This is a genomic window from Spongiivirga citrea (genome assembly GCF_010671565.1).
GTDB classification, from domain to species: Bacteria; Bacteroidota; Bacteroidia; order Flavobacteriales; family Flavobacteriaceae; genus Spongiivirga; species Spongiivirga citrea.
Genome location: NZ_JAABOQ010000001.1, coordinates 127,410 through 145,942, shown reverse-complemented (window position 1 = coordinate 145,942; position 18,533 = coordinate 127,410). Strand labels below are relative to the sequence as shown.

Genomic DNA, 18,533 nt, shown 5'->3' with positions numbered 1-18,533 from the left:
TTATTTGGAAGCTTAAAAAACGATAGTATTTAAGTACTTAAACGTTTTCGTTCCGGTTATTTCTAGGATGATATTGCGCTATAACCTTAGTAAGATGACTCCGGTCTACATGCATGTAGATTTCGGTTGTGGTAATACTTTCGTGACCAAGCATTAATTGTATGGCTCTTAGGTCTGCGCCACCTTCCAGTAAATGGGTAGCAAATGAATGGCGAAGGGTATGAGGGCTTATATTTTTTGTAATCCCGCTTTTTACGGCGAGCTGTTTTATGATGGTGAAAATCATGGCACGCGTTAGTTGAGCGCCGCGACGATTAAGAAACAAGAAATCTTCATGCCCGGGTTTAATAGCCAGATGATTACGGACTTCGTTTTTATAAATATCGATATACTTTTGAGTATACGTGGCAATAGGAACGAAGCGCTGTTTATCTCCTTTCCCAGTGACCTTAATAAAACCCTCTTCAAAAAACAAATCAGATAGTTTTAGGTTAATTAACTCTGATACACGTAGTCCACAACCATATAATGCTTCTATAATTGCATAATTCCGTGTTCCTTCAGGTTTACTCAGGTCTATTGCATCAACTAGGGAGTTCACTTCTTCTTTTGCGAGAGTATCTGGAAGTTTTCTTCCTGTTTTTGGGCTCTCAATTAATTCTAAAGGGTTGTCATTTCTATAATCTTCAAAAATGAGATAGTTAAAAAAACTTTTAAGTCCAGATATAATGCGCGCTTGACTTTTTGGTTGCACTACTTTCGCAACTTCGTAAACAAATTGTTGAACAGTAGTTTCATCAATGGTTAATGGAGTGGTTTTAATCCCATGAACTTCTAGATAGTTGATCAACTTTTTTATATCCAGTTCATAATTAGTAATGGAATTATCGGAAAGCCCTCGTTCTATTTTTAAGTAAGATACGTAGTCTTTTAGGGCTTGGTTCCATTTCATTTGATAAAAATAATAAATCACATGTGTTTAGTTACTGATACTATGGATTTTATAATTTATAATCTATATAAATAGATTATTTGTAAAATAAAGTCTACTAAATAGCGTTTTTTTCCATTGAAACTAAATCTTTAAACAAATTAAAATGAGAAAAAATTTATTATTGGTATTAATTGCCTTACTGGGATGCTTTAGCGCATCAGGTCAGCAAAATGTGGTAAAAGTAAATCCACTTGGTTTAGCGTTTGGCGCGGCTCAATTCAGTTATGAACGAGCTATATCGGATAAAGGAGCTTTTGAAGTTTCTTTAGCCTACACGCGCATAAATGCATCTTTTGGAGTGGATGAAGCAAAAGCTACAGGTTTTGGAGCGGAAGGAAAATATAAGTTTTACTTTTCTTCTTCTAAAGAGGCTCCAAGAGGTTGGTATGCGGCACCTGTAGTAAGCTATTCAAGTGCATCTGCCGAATCTGGTAGTAGTAGTGGCGATGTTTCTGCCTTTAGCGGAGGTGCAGTAGCTGGTTACCAATGGGTTTTTGGCGGAGGAAGCACTGGTTTTGCTCTCGATTTAAACCTAGGTGCTCAATACGTTTCTGCTTCTACTAGCGGAGATGTAAGTGGTGTTGATATCGATGGGATTTTACCACGTTTAGGTGTATCTATTGGTTATGCCTGGTAGTAATACAAATGATATAGTAAAATTAGAGAGGCTTCGGCCTCTTTTTTATTGAAAAAATGAATTAATAGATTGGTAGTTAGTGTGTTAAATGAGTTAATGTTATCTTAAATAGTTGTTTACAACAAATATTACAATGATTTTCGAGTAACTAAATTTTAAACATTATATCATGAAAAAATTATTTTTATCAATTATTGCTGTAGTAGGGTTATCTGCTTATGCGACAGCTCAAGACGATGCTAGCGGTCAAACAGCAAAAGGTAAATGGGTAGTCGAAGCCAATACTGGTTTTGGGGCAGGAAATTCTGCGAACACTAGTTTTAGCTTTAGTTCACAAGATAATCTAACACAATGGGCCATAGGGGGTGAAGCAGGACATTTTATAGCTGATGATTTGGCTATTAAATTAGGACTAGGTTATTTTGATCGCGACGTATTTGGAAGCGGTTTTACCTATAAAGTTGGTGCTAAGTACTATGTTAATAGTATAATTCCTATTCAAGTGGATTTTACAGGTGCAAGTATCAAGGATGCAGATGATAATCCATCATGGGTTGGGATTCAAGGTGGCTACGCTATTTTCTTAGGAGATATGGTAAGTATAGAACCGGGATTACGTTATAACCTGACGCTTGATGATGCAATAGCGGATAGTGTTTTGCAAATTAACGTTGGATTTGCTCTCCATTTTTAAAATTCAACTATTTATTATTTTAAAAAGAGGCTTCGGCCTCTTTTTTATGACTTTATCTTAGTTTTGTACTAAATACATTAATCAATCGTTATCCAAACCAATAACTCAAACCAAATCTTAAAAATGAAAAAACTACTTATTCTAGTCTGTTTGTGCCTAGGATTTAATGCAACTGCTCAAAAGGCTCTTAAAAAAATCCAATTCGGAATTAGCTCTGGTGTGTTGAATGTGAATACAAAAACAGATGGGATTTTTGGTCCCGATATCACGTCCTCAGATAACTTCACGGGTTTCTATTTAGGGCCAATGGTGCAATTATCGCTAACCAAAAAAGTTGGATTACAAGGGGAAGTACTATATGGTAATGCAAATAGTGAGGGATACATAATAGTCCCTCTACAAGCTAAGATCGGAATTTTACCTAAACTTTCTCTTTTATTGGGACCTCAAGCTAATTATGCTGTTGATAGTGATTTTGGAAACACATCTGCACTTGCTTTGGATGGTGTAGCTGGTGTGGCATTGAACATTACGAGAAAGTTTGCTATTCAAGCTCGTTATGCCATACAAATAAATGAACGAGCTCAAATAGAAGATAGATCAGTAAAAAGCAATACCCTTAATATAGGTATTGGATATAATTTCTAATCCAAATCAAAAACACTTTATATTATGAAAAAACTATTTCTAGTTGCAGTAGCATTAATAGGATTTAATGCGGCAACCCATGCACAAGGTGCTCATTTAGGTTTTAAAGCAGGATTGAATTTTGCGGACTTCAATGGCGGAGATTTAAATGCAGACAGTCGAACAGGTTTTCATGTTGGTTTAGTTGCAGAATTGAGATTGTCTGACAATTTTGCAATCCAACCAGAAGCCATATATTCATCGCAGGGAGTTGAGTTAACCTCTGATGATTTAAAGATCGATTATTTAAATATTCCAGTGTTAGCGGATATTAAACTTTTCAAAGCTGTTAGCTTACAGGCAGGGCCTCAATTTGGATTCAAGGTAAATGAGGATCAAGTTCAAAACATCGGCGATGTAAAAGACCTTGACGTAGGTGGAGCTGTTGGTTTAGAAGTTAAAATTCTTAAGTTTTTTGCCCAGGCAAGATATAACTTCGGACTTACAGATGTTTTAGAATCGGCAAATTCTCCAAAAAATGCGGTATTTCAATTGTCGGCTGGATTTAACTTCTTTTAAAAAAATATAAGAATATATAGATATAATAGATATAAAGGTGGAGGCATTGCTTTCACCTTTTTTAGTACTTTCGTTTTAAACTTTTTATTTCGATGAAAATCTGCATTATTAACGGACCAAATTTGAATCTTTTAGGAAAACGTGAACCTGAGATTTATGGTAGTCAAACGTTCAAGGATTATCTGAAAAAACTTCAAGGAAAATATGCCAATATTGAAGTATCCTACTTTCAATCGAATATAGAAGGTGAATTGATAGATAGGTTACACGAAGTCGGATTTTCATACGACGGTATTATTTTAAATGCGGGTGCTTATACGCACACATCAATTGGTCTGGGTGATGCCGTTAAGGGAATTAAAACGCCAGTGGTAGAAGTGCATGTATCGAATATTATGGCACGCGAGGATTTTAGACATATATCCTATATTTCACCCAACGCCAAAGGCTGTATTTTCGGCTTTGGCTTGGAGGGTTACGATCTAGCCATAGAAAGTTTATTGAAGTAATTGACTTTCTGATAATCTGACTAGAACAAAAACTTCGTACATATTGAAAACCAAAAGCTATGAAGATATTACGATTTTTATTGGTAATTACTCTATTTACTGCTGCTTGTGCCTCGGATGATACTCCGCCAGTAATTGATGGCGATGAGATGGGAGAAGACGGAGATAACTCTGATGTAAATTTTGAACTATTCAACGCTTTTCCTGAACTGACGTTCGATCAACCAGTGGATCTACAATCACCCAATGATGGTACAAATCGTATTTTTGTAGTTGAAAAAACTGGAAGAATTCAAGTATTTAACAATAATGTAGCTTCTTTCAGAAAAACTACATTCTTAGATTTAACATCTAGAATTTCGACCACAAGCGAACAAGGACTTTTGGGTTTGGCATTCCATCCAGATTTTACCACCAATGGCTTTTTCTATGTGAATTATAATCCAACCGCTACACAGACTGTAATAGCACGTTTTAAAGTATCTGATGCCGATGCAGATGTTGCGGATGCGTCCAGCGAAACGGTATTAATGACAATTCCGCAACCCTTTACTAATCACAATGGAGGGCAAGTTGCTTTTGGCCCGGATGGGCTTTTATATATTGCTTCTGGTGATGGAGGTAGTGGAGGAGATCCTGATAATAATGGTCAAGATCGATCGACTTGGCTAGGCAATATCCTTAGGATTGATGTAAATAATCAAGCTGCTGGGTTAAATTATGCGATTCCAGCTGATAATCCCTTCGTAGGTGAAGAGCGTGTAAAAGAAGAAATCTATGCCTATGGCTTACGAAATCCTTGGCGTATGAGTTTTGATACGATGACCGGAGAGTTGTGGACAGGAGATGTAGGTCAAGGCGAATTAGAAGAGATTGACAAAATTATTTCTGGAGGTAACTATGGTTGGAAATTATTTGAAGGCACATCTTGTTTTTCAGGAAATTGTGACAGCTCAAATCTAATAGCTCCTGTTCATGTTTACGGAAGATCGCAGGGTGACAGATCGATAACGGGTGGTTATGTGTATAGAGGTGCTACAAATACCGAATTGTTAGGTAAATATGTGTATGGCGATTTCGCAAGCGGACGTATTTGGGCAATTGGTAATGATGGAACAGACAATAACCTATTAATAGAATCCGGCCTACCAATAGCTTCTTTCGGCACAGATAGTGCCCAAGAATTATATGTATGTGCTTTTAGTGGTACGATTTACGGAATACGAAAATCGGCTTCCAATTAATAACGAGATGTCAGTTCGAGCGATTCCGATAGCCATCGAGATTGTATCGAGGAATATTGGTGATTTTTAAACTTCTTTCCTTAAATACTTCTTATCAATATAGAATGTGCCAAATGGTAATAATGCAGCGATAAAAAAGATGATAAATCTCTTCAATCCCCATTTTCGTTCATAGCATACTATTGCCGCAAGTGCTACAAATACCATAAACAAAAATCCATGAATATATCCTACTATAATATTGGGTTCAGGCATAGTTGCTAGATACTTTAAGGGCATTGTAATTCCAAAAAGTAATAGATAGGAGATCCCTTCTAAAATGGCTGTAATTCGAAATGTTTTAAGCAAGAAATGAGTTTATAGGTGAATTACTTCATCATAAGCATCAGCAACAGCTTCCATTACGGCTTCACTCATCGTTGGGTGCGGATGAATTGCTTTCAATACTTCATGACCGGTAGTTTCTAGCTTACGACCTAAAACCGCTTCCGCAATCATATCGGTTACACCAGCGCCAATCATATGACAGCCAAGCCACTCACCGTATTTTGCATCGAATATCACTTTTACAAACCCATCAGGAGTACCGGCAGCTTTTGCTTTACCAGATGCCGAAAACGGGAATTTTCCCACTTTCAACTCATATCCTTTTTCTCTAGCTGCTTTTTCAGTCATACCCACACTTGCAATTTCTGGAGTCGAATACGTACAACCAGGAATGTTTCCGTAATCAATAGGTTCAACATCCATACCCGCTATTTTTTCAACACAAGTAATTCCTTCTGCTGAAGCGACATGGGCTAAAGCTGGACCTGGAGTGACATCACCTATGGCGTAATATCCAGGAATATTTGTTTGGTAAAAATCATTTACAATAATTCGATCTCTATCAACGGTTATTCCAAGGTCTTCTAATCCGATACTTTCAATATTTGTTTTAATACCTACAGCTGACAATAAGATATCTGCTTCGAGTACCTGTTCACCTTTTTTAGTTTTTACAGTAGCCTTTACACCTTTTCCTGAAGTGTCAACCGACAAGACTTCAGAATTAGTCATTACTTTAATGCCAGCTTTCTTGAAAGAACGCTCAAATTGTTTCGACACGTCTTCATCTTCTACGGGAACTAAGTGTGGTAAGTACTCTACAATAGTCACTTCGGTACCCATTGCATTATAAAAATGTCCAAATTCAACACCAATTGCACCAGAACCTACAATGATCATTTTCTTTGGTTGTTTTTCCAAAGACATTGCTTTGCGATACTCAATTACTTTTTTACCATCTATAGGTAAACTAGGAAGTTCTCGAGCTCTTGCTCCAGTGGCAATAATAATATGGTCAGCGCTATAGTCAGTTTTATCTCCCTTATCATCGGTCACTTCAACCTTTTTCCCAACCTTTACTTTACCAAAACCTGAGATAACGTCAATTTTGTTCTTCTTCATTAAAAACTGAACGCCCTTACTCATACCATCGGCAACACCTCGACTACGATTAACGACTGCATTAAAGTCTTTATCGGCATCTTTTACGGTAAGACCATAATCTTCAGCATGCTTTAAATAATCAAACACCTGAGCACTTTTTAATAAAGCTTTAGTTGGGATACAACCCCAATTAAGGCAGATACCACCGAGGCTTTCTTTTTCAACAACAGCGGTTTTAAATCCTAGTTGAGAGGCTCTAATAGCAGTTACATATCCTCCCGGACCACTACCTAAAACAATAATATCGTATTTGCTCATAATGCAGATTCTTTGATCAGATTTTTAAAACAACGAAATTACGAAATAGAATAGGAATTATAAACTGAAAATTCACCGATATAACCACTAAAAAGTGATATACTTCACTATCGTTCTACTCGGTTTTCGTCGAACGCACTTGGCAATAGCTTGGGAATAAACTTGATAAGAATCGGAAGCAATACCGCACCGCCGGGAAGTGCAAAAATCGCTAGTGATGGAATCGTTTTACAGATATCGAGTAGCTGTTCTTTTACTTTTTGTTTTTCTTCTTCAGTCAGCGTTTTTCCAGCAGATTTACCTAGTAATGCAAGCAGCTCTTGGCTTTGTTTTAATTCCTTAACCAGTCGACGTCTATTTCGCAAAATTAGGACACTTACAGTTTTAGAAGACTGATCATAAAAGTGCTTAACCGGATTAGAATGATTGAAAAAAGAGATTTTATCCTTATTATTTTCAATAAATTGAATGGCACTGGTCACTGCTATAGCAGCTTCTCCTTCTGATAAACTCAGCTCGTCACGAAGTTTCCAAATGTAATGTTCTTCCTTAGCGTCTAACTTTTTATCATCCCAAACTGCCATACAGGCAAGGTCAAAAATATAGGTTCGTTCGCATAAGGTAGTATATCCTTTAAGCAAGTGTACGTAGTTGGTATTTGAAGTATCAGTTGCTCGCTCATGAAACCGAAGTGACGATTCAACAAGTTTTACTAGTAATTCATCATAATCAGTTTTTTGATCCTTAGAGTTTAATGCGTCTAAAACCACATTGGTTATTACTTGCTCTAAGCGCTCGGCATATAATGAGACGTCTAAATGACCATCTAAATACTGTTTATAGGTCAACACATCTATAAACAATAATGCGTTGGTTATGATATTGCTAAAGTTTTTGGTGAAAATATTTTTATTCGCCTGAATACGATTATGCAATATTTTTTCAAGTTGAGAACTAGGTTGTTTGCCAACAAGTACCTTATCTAAAAATGAGAATTTTCGCGCACCGAGCGTGTCAAAGTAATTGAGAATAGAACGAATACCATCTTCCTTATTGCCTTTGTCTATCGATTGAAAATACTGATATAGTAAAGCAAGTAGCAAGTTGATCTTGGTGATCTCTTCTTCGGTATGATCAATGTCACTTTCAAATTGAAAAACATCAGAAGCATTTGTTCCATAAATAAACCCAGAAGTTCTGAGCGCACCATAGTAGTCCTGTTCAGAGGTATTTGCAAACTCGTCAAGATTGATTAGTTGCAGTAGTTTATCGATCCAACCGGAGGCTGAAGGGTTCATTAGTTTTTTGATTGGTTGTTGCTAAAATACAATTTAATGGAGCAATCCAAAAAGCTTATAAAAAAATCATTTGAATATGACTTTAACATCTTTTAACATATTAAAATAAAACCCTCTTTAAGCATCTTCCGTAAGTGTTGGAAAATCAGAAATATTAAATAAAATCAATTATTCATGAAAAATTTTAAGTTTAAATTATTAACAGCAGGTATCGCTCTAAGTGGACTTGTTGTATTGATCGCTGCAGATCATTTGGAAGCTCCAGCCGTTGGCGCTACCACTGCGGACATTACGGACCTTTATGCATTTGAAGGAGCAAATCCTGATAATACCGTATTTGTAGTAAGTGTACAGAGCTCTTTGGCGCCAGCGGGTAACAACATCAGTTTTGATGAAGATGTCATGATCGAAATTAACATCGACAATGATGGTGACCTAATAGAGGATCGCGTTATTCAGGCAGTACCAAGAGGTGATAATATGTATTTTTTTGGTCCAGGTACTCCAAGCAATACTGGATTAAACAGTACTGTTTTAGATCCTGACTCAAGAACATCTGTTCAGATTAGCGGAATAGGTGACGAATTCACTACAACTGATAATAGTGGTATATCCTACTTCGCAGGACTAAGAGACGATCCATTCTTTTTTGACTTTAGCCAATTCAATCAGGTTGTTCAAGGCCCGACGGTGGCTCCTAATGGATTTAATAACCCAGGAACCAACGATTTTGCGAATCAAAATGTACTGTCTGTGGTTGTTGAAGTGCCGAATTCATTATTAGGCGGCACGTTTGCGCATCCAGCTGGTACTGGGGTACAGGTATTTAATGTATGGGCTGAAGCAAAGAGAAAACAATAAAAATTCAACTTTAAAAATTAGAAAATGAAATCAACAAGTATAAAAATGATAGCGCTTGCAATGGGATTATTCCTTTTACAAAGCTGTAATAAAGATGATGATAACAATCCTTTGCCACCACAACCTGAACAATTAGATTTTTCAGGAACTTTCGTACAACAAGATCAAATGGGTAGGCCAGGTATTGCTACAGTGTTTCCAACGACTGCAGAAGAAGAAAATATGTTTAATGTGACGATACCATCCGAAATGGGTGCTAATTTTCAGTCGCTTTTTGAGGCGAAACTAAATGGATTACATGCCGCTTTTGGTGTAGAGTATGAAAACAACCTTCTAGGGCTAGATGCTGCTACACTAACTACTGTTTTGGCTTCGGACGTATTACAGGTAGCACCTGATGGACCAACAATTTATTATGGAGGACCAGATGCGATTTTAACGGGTAGAGGTTTGACCGATGATGTTATAGATATATCGCTAATTCTGCTTTTTGGTGGTGCCGACGGTGCACGATTTAATGGCGAAAATGGCACTCCGGAATTAGTTAGTGACAATGTGGATGCTAGTGGCGAAAACCCACAGACTAATTTTCCTTATGTAGAAAGACCAAATTAAACAAGACATTATGAGATCATTATTAGTTATGATTGTTATGGTGATTTTTACCGCTTGCTCAAATAAAGAGCAAGTGGTTGTTTCACCATCCGATTATGAACAGTTTCTTACTGAAACAGTATCAGATAAAGAATCTAAGCTTAGAGAGACCGTTGATTTTTGGAACACAAAAATTAAAAGCGATAGTATTCAACTAACAGCATTATCTAGTGCTGCTCAAGTATACAGTCAGATTTTTAAACATACTAACAACATTAAGTATTTAAAGAATGCTGAAAAATGTTTGCTAAAAGCCTTTGATGTTTCTGCGATTAAAAAAGAGTCTTTTGCGATGGCTTTAGCTCAAAATTATATCACGCAACACCGATTTAAAGAAGCGAAAAAAGTCCTATTGCCATATGAAACTATGACCTCAGTAAATGCACTTCAGTATATACTGTTTGACATAAATATGGAGTTGGGAAATTATGTAGAAGCCGAAATGAATTTGAATAATTTTAAGAATCCATCTGATTTTAATTACCTCATTCGCGTTGCGAAATACAGTGATTACAAAGGCAATTTAGCCGCTACTATCCGATATATGGAGAAGGCGCTTAAAAAGGCAGAATCTGCAAATAATCAATCACTTTTGGTTTGGGCTTACACCAATTTGGGCGATTACTACGGTCATGATGGTCGTATTAAGGATTCGTACGATTCTTATGTGAAAACATTAGAAATAGCTCCAGATAATGTATACGCAAAAAAAGGAGTTGCATGGATATTATATTCGTATGAAAAGAAGCCTGCTGAAGCCTTAGCTCTCTTAGAAAGTGCTACTAACGGACGCAGAGCACCAGATCATTATTTGTTGATGGGTGAAATTGCAAAAAGCTTGCATGATGATGAGCAATCCAAGAAGTATATGACAGCATATGAGAACTTGATTGCTAATACTGATTACGGTGTTATGTATGACCATCACAATGCATTCGTATTAATAGATGATTACAATAATCCCAAAATAGGTAAAGAACTGGCTGAAAAAGAAGTGATCAACAGGCCAACTCCAGGATCCTATGCGCTTTTAGCATACGCCACATTAAAAGCTGGGGATGAAGAAAAAGCACTCGAAATAGTTAATGAATTTGTAGTTGATAAAACCTACGAACCTGCTGCACAGTTAATTGCGGCCAAAATATACAAGGCTAATTACTTAAATGAAAAAGCCAGCACACTAAAAAAGGAATTAATTGACGCGACCTTTGAATTAGGCCCCAGCTATGAAAAAGAAATACAAAAGTTGTAGCGTTTAGTTTTTTGAGTTTTGGTTGGTTAGAAAACCCTGGTTGTAATGACTAGGGTTTTTGTTTGTTCTAAATGAAGTAGTTATGGGCTTACTGCTCCTAGTACATATAACTGCTCTAAATTAGGACTTTCGCTGCCCCCTTCTGGTTCGAGGGTAATACCAAATGCTTCAGAATTATTGGCATTCGCTAACTCAAATACTTGATCTTCATTACGATCAAAATCATCCAGTAAACCGATGCTTGTTGGAGTCAATGGATCGAGTTTTAAAGACCATACCTGATATACTTTTCCAGGTGGTGGCTCTGGTAAGCCCATGGCATCAATGTACACAATAAGTTCATCTTTTTTCCAGTATGCTTTGGCATAGGAATCTGGATCTGCGACCTGGCCAGCTAAAGTCACCTGAGAGACACTTGGGTCTCTTGTCAATTCTAACAATAACTGCATTGATTCAATGTCCGCAATTCGGTCATTCAATTGATTTTCTTGAACTTGTTTTTCTTTAGAGACTGTTTCGAAGTCTGTTTCTAGCTGCTGCTTTTGTATATATGTATAACCTAATCCGGCAGCTAATATAACCGAAGCTGCCCATCCACTAATTGCTAACCAATTGGTCTTTTTCGATTCTTTTGGTAATGGTATTACAGCTGGTTCTTTTGGTTGAATTGCCGTTTTGAGTTTATCTAAAACTGTATCAGAAAGGGGAGGAGCACTATATTTGGTTAATGCCAAAATCCCATTTTCTATCCGTTCAATTTCTTGAATTAATTCGGGATGTTCCTCCATAGCCTCATGCAGTTGGTTCACTTCATCTTGTGAGAGTGCACCGGCTACATATAGCTCTAGTTTTCCTGACGATATGTATTCTTCTACCTTCATTCTTTTACCAATTCACGTAAATCGCTCAAACATTTACGAAGTCGTGTTTTTACAGTTCCCACCGGTATCTCAATTACTTCTGCGGCTTCTTTTTGTGTGTAGCCTTTAAAGTAAAGAAGGTCGATGAGCTTGATACATTTCTTTTTAAGTTTATGTACAAACTTTTCGATACCTATGGCATCTGTTTTTCTGTTAAGGTCTTCGTTGGAAATTATAATATCTACGAAATTATCGGCACTAAGGTTTTGTTTCTTGTTATTATATGACTTCGATCTATATGCATCAATGGCTGTATTTCTAGCAATGTTCAATATCCATGTAAAAAAGCGTCCCTTTTTAGAGGTATAAGTATTCGCGTTATTCCAAATTTTTAAGAAGGTGTCTTGCAAGAGTTCTTCGGCCAAAACACCATCTTTAACAATGGTATAAATGACCCCATATAGACTTTGTGAGTACATTTCGTACAACTCCTCAAAAGCGGAAGAGTCTTGATCTTTCAATTTCTTAATTAAATGGTCTGGTTGCATCATTCTTCTTACCCTCAAAAATACGATTTAAGTTTAAGTACTACCAATGCATATTTTAGTTACATTATATTTCAAATCTTTAAAAGTTTTAGTGATTATGAGAGTAAGATTAGGCCGGTATAGTATTAAAAGGAAGACTTATTCATACACAGATCTTGGCCTAAACGAGGCATATAAAAATATGTTATTCAAGTTTTATGTGCAGGTTTTTCATCTGTGGTATATTCCTATTTTACCGGTTGGTAAATTCTGGGTAGTTGTTGATAGAGATACTAAAAAAGAAGTTGTTCTCAATCCCGAAGTGAGAACAATATTAAACTTAAAGGAGCTTAAAAGTCGATACCCTTTTTGGAGTTATATCGGCGCTTTCATTATCTCATTGCCTGTACTATTTTTAATAGGATTGCTAGTATTGCAAATAATAAATTATAGTGATAAGCAATTGGACAAGCAGTTAACGGTTAGTAATAGAATTGAACAAGTTGAAGAGGGGCTTGAAAATATTGAATTAGATGATGAATTATCTTTTAAAACATTTGAATTAAAAATCATTAAAGATAAGTATGGGGCGGTGCTAAGAAAAGAAAAACAGTATTACACCCCAACCTATAAATATGTTGTCACAATGATAACAAATGATAGTATTCAAATTGAACGAAAATTTAGAAGTAGCAGGCCATATCGGTATACGATATATAAGAAGAAAACATTATCTAAGCAACAGCTTCAAGGAATGATATCTAAAACTTTTGCTTCTGGTCAAAATCAATTGCGAAAAGATGTCGAAAACGAGAAGGACTTTATGGTGTTATTCAGTTTATATGAGATCAATAAACCAAATACTGATAATTCTATAAATTAAAAAACGAGTTGAAAAAAGTAGTTTTTCAACTCGTTTTATAAGGGTTTTCTGTATTCTATGACTATTCAATAATGCCTCCGCAACTTACTCTTGCTCCAGCAGCGCCACTTGGTTGAGAAGTGAAATCGTCTACTCCCTGATGAACAATAACCGCTTTACCAACAATATTTTTAGTGTCATCGTCGCAGCCAATACACCACTCGTCGGTTTCGAAAGTAACCACAGCAGTACCATCTTCTTTCGCTGTGAAGTTTCCTATATCACCTTTATGATATCCTTCTGCCATGCCCCACTTACCATGTTGTGTATGAGTTGGATTCCAGTGCCCACCAGAAGATTTCCCGTCATCGGAAGTACAATCTGCTTTTTCATGAATATGGATAGCATGCTCACCAGGCGTTAATCCGGATAAAACAGCTCGCATCATTACGGTACCATCTTCTTGAGCAAATTCTACCTCGCCAGTAGCAGTACTTTCACTTTTAGAATTCATGGCGAATTTGATAGTTTCTACCTTGATTTCTTCTTTCATTTCGGAAGTAGTTTCCTCGACTTCCTCAACAACTTTTTCTGCTTCTTTTTTAGCGTTTTTACAACTAAAAATAAACGCAGGTATTAACAACAATACAAGGATTTGTTTTTTCATTTTCTTGAAGTATTTTGTTCGGTTTGAAACGAAGTTACACAGATTATATAGCAATTACAACCTATTTGTTAAAATGGTTTGAGTAACTCACGTAGGTCGCGAATACCTCTTTTTAAGTTTTCAGTAAGTAATAGGGCTTTATCTATTTTTATTTGGCTGGTTTTAAATCTTAGAATCATATAAATAATACTCCGCTTTTTGCCCATTGTCAACGATTCAAAAATTTGAAAGGCATCATAGTCACTTAACAATACCGCTTCAAGTTCTTCTGGCATTTCAACTCCGTATTTAGAACTGTCTTCAATCAATTGTATTTTAAAGGAATCCTGCTTCTCGATCCCAAGTTCTTTCTGGTTCTTTTTACCAAACATGACAAAAAATTGAGATTGTCTTTTATTAAGCGCTGCATGAATTTTTAACTCGTTTTGATTATGTTGAGCGACGAGTTGAATTCGTTTATGTCCACCTTCATAAAATGGCATTGCAATCGCTGCGGGGATTTCAATTAGATAACCACGATGCAATTGAACAATAAAAAAATCAGTAGATAATGTAGCCTTAGACATGTATTGTTTTTCTCTTAAAATTTGCAAATAGAAGGCTATGCACGCCTGTGTTTAGCTAATAATTATTAAAAGTAACGTAATTGTTGATTGAATTAACAAATTTTCAGAAACTAGACTCGGCATTGTTTTTGTTTTTGGTTAATTTTGAAATACGAACATTATGGGAAGATTTAACAACCTTAGAAAGAACAAAAAGTACAACTACGAACCACGTTATTACGAAAATGATAGTGAGGATCGCCCTTTTAAAATGGATGGTCGTCTTACTAAGTATAGTAAGTTATACAACACTAAAGATCATTCGTTAAAAGCAAAAATTGGCCGAGCAGTTCATGATTTAAATCAATCAGATCCGTCTGTAAATAGAAGGCTCTTGATTATTATTGCAATTCTACTTTTGATCTTCCTGTATATTATTGATTTCGATTTATCTATTTTCAGTTAACCTAACTAATGGCAGATATCATTCAGCTTTTACCCGATCATGTTGCTAACCAAATAGCAGCAGGAGAGGTAGTACAACGTCCCGCATCTGTGGTAAAGGAGTTGATGGAAAATGCCATTGATGCCGAAGCGACTTTAGTAAAATTGATTATTAAAGAAGCTGGTAAAACACTTATTCAAGTAGTTGATAACGGTGTTGGCATGAGTGAGACTGATGCTCGATTAAGTTTTGAACGTCATGCGACTTCTAAAATCAGGCAGGCAGAAGATCTTTTTAGTTTGAATACCAAAGGTTTTCGTGGCGAGGCATTGGCTTCTATTGCGGCGATTGCTCATGTAGAAATGACCACAAGACCAGAAAACAGAGATGTAGCTACTCAAATTAAGATAGAAGGAAGTAAAGTTAATTCTCAAGAAATAGTAGCAGCGCCTAAAGGGACAGCCATTGCTGTTAAAAACCTCTTTTATAATATTCCGGCGCGCAGAAATTTTTTAAAATCGAATCAGGTAGAACTTCGCCATATAATTGACGAGTTTCAAAGAGTGGCTTTAGCACACCCCAATATCGCATTCAATATGTATCATAATGGGGCGGAGTTGTTCAACTTACCTGTATCAAATCATCGGCAGCGTATAGTTGGGATATTCGGACCCAAGACCAATGAAAAATTAGTTCCTGTAGACGAGGAAACCGATTTGGTAACGATCACGGGTTTCGTAGGAAAACCTGATTTTGCCAAAAAGAGTAGAGGAGAGCAGTTTTTCTTTGTAAACGATCGTTTTATAAAAAGTCCGTATCTCAATCACGCTATTAATAATGCGTTTGACGGATTGCTAAAAGATAAAGTACACCCTAGTTACTTTTTGTATTTGTCGGTGAATCCTAAGAGCATTGATATCAATATTCATCCTACCAAAACAGAAATTAAGTTTGATGATGAACATGCTTTGTATGCCATTTTGAGATCGGCCGTAAAACATAGTCTCGGGCAATTTAATGTAGCACCTGTGCTCGATTTTGATCGGGATGCTACCATGGATACTCCATATTCGTATCAAGAAAAAAAACCGAGTAACCCTAGTATTTCAGTCGATGCTAATTTTAATCCCTTTGCTGAGACTGTGGAGAAGAATCCATCTGTAAAAAAGCATACTTACAGAAAGGCGGATACTGCTTCATGGGAAAGTCTGTATGTTGGCGTAGAATCTAAATCTGTTGGAATACCAATTGATTTTAACGAGATCGAGTTAGAATCGGATGAAGTTACCGGATCTTTATTCGAGCAAAAAACGAAAGAAGACCAAAGTACTACCTATCAATTACACAATAAATATCTGGTAAGTAAGATAAAATCAGGAATGCTTATTATTGATCAGAATAGAGCGCACCAGCGTGTTTTGTATGAGAAACTACTAGAACAAATGACATTAAAAGGAGGTATTAGTCAGCAACTACTCTTTCCTTTATCTTTAGATTTCTCTACCGCTGATGTAGCCTTGATTGCATCGGTAAAAGAAAACTTAGAAAATACGGGATTTATCTTTTCTAAGATGGAAGGTGATACCGTTGAAATTACGGGAATCCCTTTTAATATAACAGAAAGCCAGGTGCGTTTGATTATTGATCAACTGCTATCTGATTTTCAAAATGAAGTACCGGATGCTATTTTTAGTCAAGTTGATTTAATGGCGAAATCAATAGCGAAGAGTACAGCGATTAAAACAGGAATGAGTTTAAGTGTGACAGAACAAGAGTCATTAGTAAATGACCTTTTTGCCTGTAAAGAGCCTACATTGGCTCCGGACAATAGGCCCGCTTTTATAACGATTAGTATGGACGAATTAGAAAGAAAGTTTTTGTAGATGTTTAGAATTACTGACACCGTAAAACATTTATTGATCATTAATGTGATTGTGTTTATTGCATTGCAAACACCATTACTTAATAGTCAGATTTATGACTCGTTGGTGCTACATTTTCCATTAAACGAACGCTTTCGAGCATGGCAAATTTTCACTCATATGTTCATGCATCTTGATCTTAATCATTTGTTCTTTAATATGTTAATACTATTTTTTGTAGGTTCGAGTGTTGAACAAGTTCTTGGAAGAAGGCAATTTATTTTCTTATACATATCAGCTGGCTTGGGATCAGCTTTGTTATCTGTCTTGACGTTATATGTTTCTTACATAATAGGAGTAAATAATTTGACTGAGTTTGGTATGGATCAAGAATCTCTCTCAATTTTTCTAAACGAAGGACGGTATAATTCAATTTTGTATAATGAATTTAGCCAGGCAGAGCTGGGAAGGATTTTTCAGAATTATAATTCAAGTTCTTTGGGAGCTTCGGGTGCTTTATTTGGCATTTTGGTTGCCTTTGCTATTATGTTTCCGAATGCAGAGTTTTTTCCCATTCCTATCAAAGCAAAGTATATGATACCATCTTTGGTTATTGCCGATTTCTTATCAGGATTGATTTCGGAGATTTCCTTTGTTTCAATGGGGAATACAGGGTATTTTGGGCACGTGGGAGGTGCTATAACAGGATTAATTATGATGTGGTATTGGAAAAAAAATCAATTCAATAAAAACCGTTGGAATTAATGAGTTTGATGCAAGACATACGTTATAAAATGACTCGGTTAAATTTTGCCGAGAAGTTGATAGTTGTTAATGTAATAATTTTTGTTGCCCCATTATTATTGAGAAGTATTTTGTTTCTTTTCAAAATAGCTCTACCGGATTATTTTTCATGGTTTGAGGTTGATTCTAATCTCAAAGAGTTCATTACTAAACCTTGGACCCTGGTAACCTATAGTTTTTTCCATCTTACATTTGGGCATATTTTTTGGAATATGGTTATTCTTTATTTGTTTACGAACTCCTTTTTTAACTTATTTGACTCACGACGTTTTATTAATGTTTTTTTTCTAGGAGTAATAGCAGGTGGGCTTCTATTTATTAGCTTTTATAATATTTTTCCTGTTTTTGAAAATCATGCTGAAATGATTGGCGCATCGGCAGGGGTGAATGCCGTATGCATATTTATGTGTACATATTCGCCAAATAGTGAGTTCCGATTTTTTAGTTTTCGAATTAAATTCTGGTGGATTGGTGTGTTTGTTCTTTTGAAAGACTTTATTGGGATTGCTGGTGATAACTCTGGTGGCGCTATAGCTCACCTCGGCGGTGCCGCAATCGGATTTTTTCTAGCCAGAGGTTTACTCAACGGAAAAGATTATGGCGAATGGTTCTCTAAATTGATAGATGGCTTTAGTTCTATGTTTCAACCTGAAAAACGATCGCCATTAAAAACAGTACATAAACAGAAAACAAAGAAAACGACAGCGAAGAAGCAGACAAAAACTGTCGATCAGCAAAAAATAGATACAATTTTAGATAAGATTAGTAAGTCCGGCTATGAAAGCTTGACCAAGCAGGAAAAGGATTTTCTCTTTCAGGCTGGAAAAGATAATTAGTCAGCTTATTCGTCGTTTTAATCAATC

At 36.2% G+C, this 18,533-nt stretch carries 22 protein-coding genes; 14 read left to right on the top strand and 8 right to left on the bottom strand.

Going from position 1 to position 18,533, the window contains the following annotated elements; all coding sequences use genetic code 11:
* Positions 1 to 37 precede the first annotated feature (37 nt).
* Positions 38 to 952: a site-specific tyrosine recombinase XerD gene (gene xerD, locus GWK10_RS00660; RefSeq protein WP_164028974.1), complete on the bottom strand. Its 915-nt coding sequence runs from the start codon at positions 950 to 952 to the stop codon at positions 38 to 40.
* A 145-nt stretch (positions 953 to 1,097) separates the two neighbouring features.
* Between xerD and GWK10_RS00655 the strand changes: the two genes are divergently transcribed.
* From GWK10_RS00655 to GWK10_RS00630, 6 genes are all read left to right on the top strand, one after another.
* Entirely contained in the window at positions 1,098 to 1,631 is a 534-nt protein-coding gene (locus GWK10_RS00655; protein ID WP_164028973.1) for a DUF3575 domain-containing protein, read from the top strand.
* A 169-nt stretch (positions 1,632 to 1,800) separates the two neighbouring features.
* Entirely contained in the window at positions 1,801 to 2,325 is a 525-nt protein-coding gene (locus GWK10_RS00650) for a hypothetical protein (RefSeq protein WP_164028972.1), read from the top strand.
* A 123-nt stretch (positions 2,326 to 2,448) separates the two neighbouring features.
* On the top strand, positions 2,449 to 2,973 hold the full coding sequence (locus tag GWK10_RS00645) for an outer membrane beta-barrel protein (protein WP_164028971.1): 525 nt from the start codon (positions 2,449 to 2,451) through the stop codon (positions 2,971 to 2,973).
* Positions 2,974 to 2,997: 24 nt separating this feature from the next.
* Complete coding sequence (locus tag GWK10_RS00640) at positions 2,998 to 3,531, top strand: porin family protein (protein ID WP_164028970.1); 534 nt, start codon at positions 2,998 to 3,000, stop codon at positions 3,529 to 3,531.
* Between the two features lie 92 nt (positions 3,532 to 3,623).
* Positions 3,624 to 4,040, top strand: coding sequence for a type II 3-dehydroquinate dehydratase (gene aroQ, locus GWK10_RS00635; RefSeq protein WP_164028969.1), 417 nt, complete (start codon positions 3,624 to 3,626; stop codon positions 4,038 to 4,040).
* Between the two features lie 59 nt (positions 4,041 to 4,099).
* A complete protein-coding gene (locus GWK10_RS00630; RefSeq protein WP_164028968.1) occupies positions 4,100 to 5,284 on the top strand; it encodes a PQQ-dependent sugar dehydrogenase in 1,185 nt (394 codons plus the stop codon).
* 66 nt (positions 5,285 to 5,350) lie between these two features.
* Here the strand turns inward: GWK10_RS00630 and GWK10_RS00625 are convergent, their stop codons facing one another.
* The 3 genes from GWK10_RS00625 to GWK10_RS00615 all read right to left on the bottom strand — a co-directional run bounded on the left by GWK10_RS00625 (position 5,351) and on the right by GWK10_RS00615 (position 8,331).
* Positions 5,351 to 5,632: a DUF3817 domain-containing protein gene (locus GWK10_RS00625; RefSeq protein ID WP_164028967.1), complete on the bottom strand. Its 282-nt coding sequence runs from the start codon at positions 5,630 to 5,632 to the stop codon at positions 5,351 to 5,353.
* A gap of 9 nt (positions 5,633 to 5,641) precedes the next feature.
* Positions 5,642 to 7,033, bottom strand: a complete 1,392-nt coding sequence (gene lpdA, locus GWK10_RS00620) for a dihydrolipoyl dehydrogenase (protein WP_164028966.1) — start codon at positions 7,031 to 7,033, stop codon at positions 5,642 to 5,644.
* 107 nt (positions 7,034 to 7,140) lie between these two features.
* Positions 7,141 to 8,331, bottom strand: a complete 1,191-nt coding sequence (locus tag GWK10_RS00615) for an LETM1-related biofilm-associated protein (protein ID WP_164028965.1) — start codon at positions 8,329 to 8,331, stop codon at positions 7,141 to 7,143.
* A gap of 174 nt (positions 8,332 to 8,505) precedes the next feature.
* On the opposite strand from GWK10_RS00615, the gene GWK10_RS00610 reads away from it, so the two are divergent.
* From GWK10_RS00610 to GWK10_RS00600, 3 genes are read left to right on the top strand one after another with little or no spacing between them, the layout of a single operon-like run.
* Positions 8,506 to 9,192, top strand: coding sequence for a DUF4331 family protein (locus tag GWK10_RS00610; protein ID WP_164028964.1), 687 nt, complete (start codon positions 8,506 to 8,508; stop codon positions 9,190 to 9,192).
* A 24-nt stretch (positions 9,193 to 9,216) separates the two neighbouring features.
* Positions 9,217 to 9,807: a DUF4331 family protein gene (locus GWK10_RS00605; RefSeq protein WP_164028963.1), complete on the top strand. Its 591-nt coding sequence runs from the start codon at positions 9,217 to 9,219 to the stop codon at positions 9,805 to 9,807.
* A 10-nt stretch (positions 9,808 to 9,817) separates the two neighbouring features.
* Entirely contained in the window at positions 9,818 to 11,098 is a 1,281-nt protein-coding gene (locus GWK10_RS00600; RefSeq protein WP_164028962.1) for a tetratricopeptide repeat protein, read from the top strand.
* 80 nt (positions 11,099 to 11,178) lie between these two features.
* Here the strand turns inward: GWK10_RS00600 and GWK10_RS00595 are convergent, their stop codons facing one another.
* Together GWK10_RS00595 and GWK10_RS00590 are read right to left on the bottom strand one after the other, a co-directional pair.
* Entirely contained in the window at positions 11,179 to 11,979 is an 801-nt protein-coding gene (locus tag GWK10_RS00595; protein WP_164028961.1) for an anti-sigma factor, read from the bottom strand.
* Positions 11,976 to 12,524: an RNA polymerase sigma factor gene (locus tag GWK10_RS00590; RefSeq protein WP_317164658.1), complete on the bottom strand. Its 549-nt coding sequence runs from the start codon at positions 12,522 to 12,524 to the stop codon at positions 11,976 to 11,978. Before GWK10_RS00590 ends, GWK10_RS00595 begins: the two co-directional genes overlap by 4 nt.
* Positions 12,525 to 12,603: 79 nt before the next feature.
* On the opposite strand from GWK10_RS00590, the gene GWK10_RS00585 reads away from it, so the two are divergent.
* Positions 12,604 to 13,368 carry a hypothetical protein gene (locus GWK10_RS00585; RefSeq protein ID WP_164028960.1) on the top strand — a complete coding sequence of 255 codons (765 nt, stop codon included), beginning with the start codon at positions 12,604 to 12,606 and terminating at the stop codon, positions 13,366 to 13,368.
* Between the two features lie 61 nt (positions 13,369 to 13,429).
* On the opposite strand, the gene GWK10_RS00580 is transcribed toward GWK10_RS00585, so the two are convergent.
* Together GWK10_RS00580 and GWK10_RS00575 are read right to left on the bottom strand one after the other, a co-directional pair.
* Entirely contained in the window at positions 13,430 to 14,014 is a 585-nt protein-coding gene (locus GWK10_RS00580) for a superoxide dismutase family protein (RefSeq protein ID WP_164028959.1), read from the bottom strand.
* 68 nt (positions 14,015 to 14,082) lie between these two features.
* On the bottom strand, positions 14,083 to 14,580 hold the full coding sequence (locus GWK10_RS00575) for a YdeI/OmpD-associated family protein (RefSeq protein WP_239540649.1): 498 nt from the start codon (positions 14,578 to 14,580) through the stop codon (positions 14,083 to 14,085).
* Positions 14,581 to 14,740: 160 nt separating this feature from the next.
* On the opposite strand from GWK10_RS00575, the gene GWK10_RS00570 reads away from it, so the two are divergent.
* Genes GWK10_RS00570 through GWK10_RS00555 form a run of 4 tightly spaced genes read left to right on the top strand, consistent with a single transcriptional unit; the run spans position 14,741 to position 18,506 of the window.
* Complete coding sequence (locus GWK10_RS00570) at positions 14,741 to 15,025, top strand: riboflavin synthase subunit beta (protein WP_164028958.1); 285 nt, start codon at positions 14,741 to 14,743, stop codon at positions 15,023 to 15,025.
* An 8-nt stretch (positions 15,026 to 15,033) separates the two neighbouring features.
* Positions 15,034 to 16,887, top strand: a complete 1,854-nt coding sequence (gene mutL, locus GWK10_RS00565; protein WP_164028957.1) for a DNA mismatch repair endonuclease MutL — start codon at positions 15,034 to 15,036, stop codon at positions 16,885 to 16,887.
* Positions 16,888 to 17,631 (top strand): rhomboid family intramembrane serine protease, encoded by a 744-nt coding sequence (locus tag GWK10_RS00560; protein WP_164028956.1) that lies wholly within the window; start codon positions 16,888 to 16,890, stop codon positions 17,629 to 17,631.
* Entirely contained in the window at positions 17,631 to 18,506 is an 876-nt protein-coding gene (locus GWK10_RS00555; protein WP_164028955.1) for a rhomboid family intramembrane serine protease, read from the top strand. The genes GWK10_RS00560 and GWK10_RS00555 overlap by 1 nt, the downstream gene beginning before the upstream one ends.
* Positions 18,507 to 18,533: the final 27 nt, after the last annotated feature.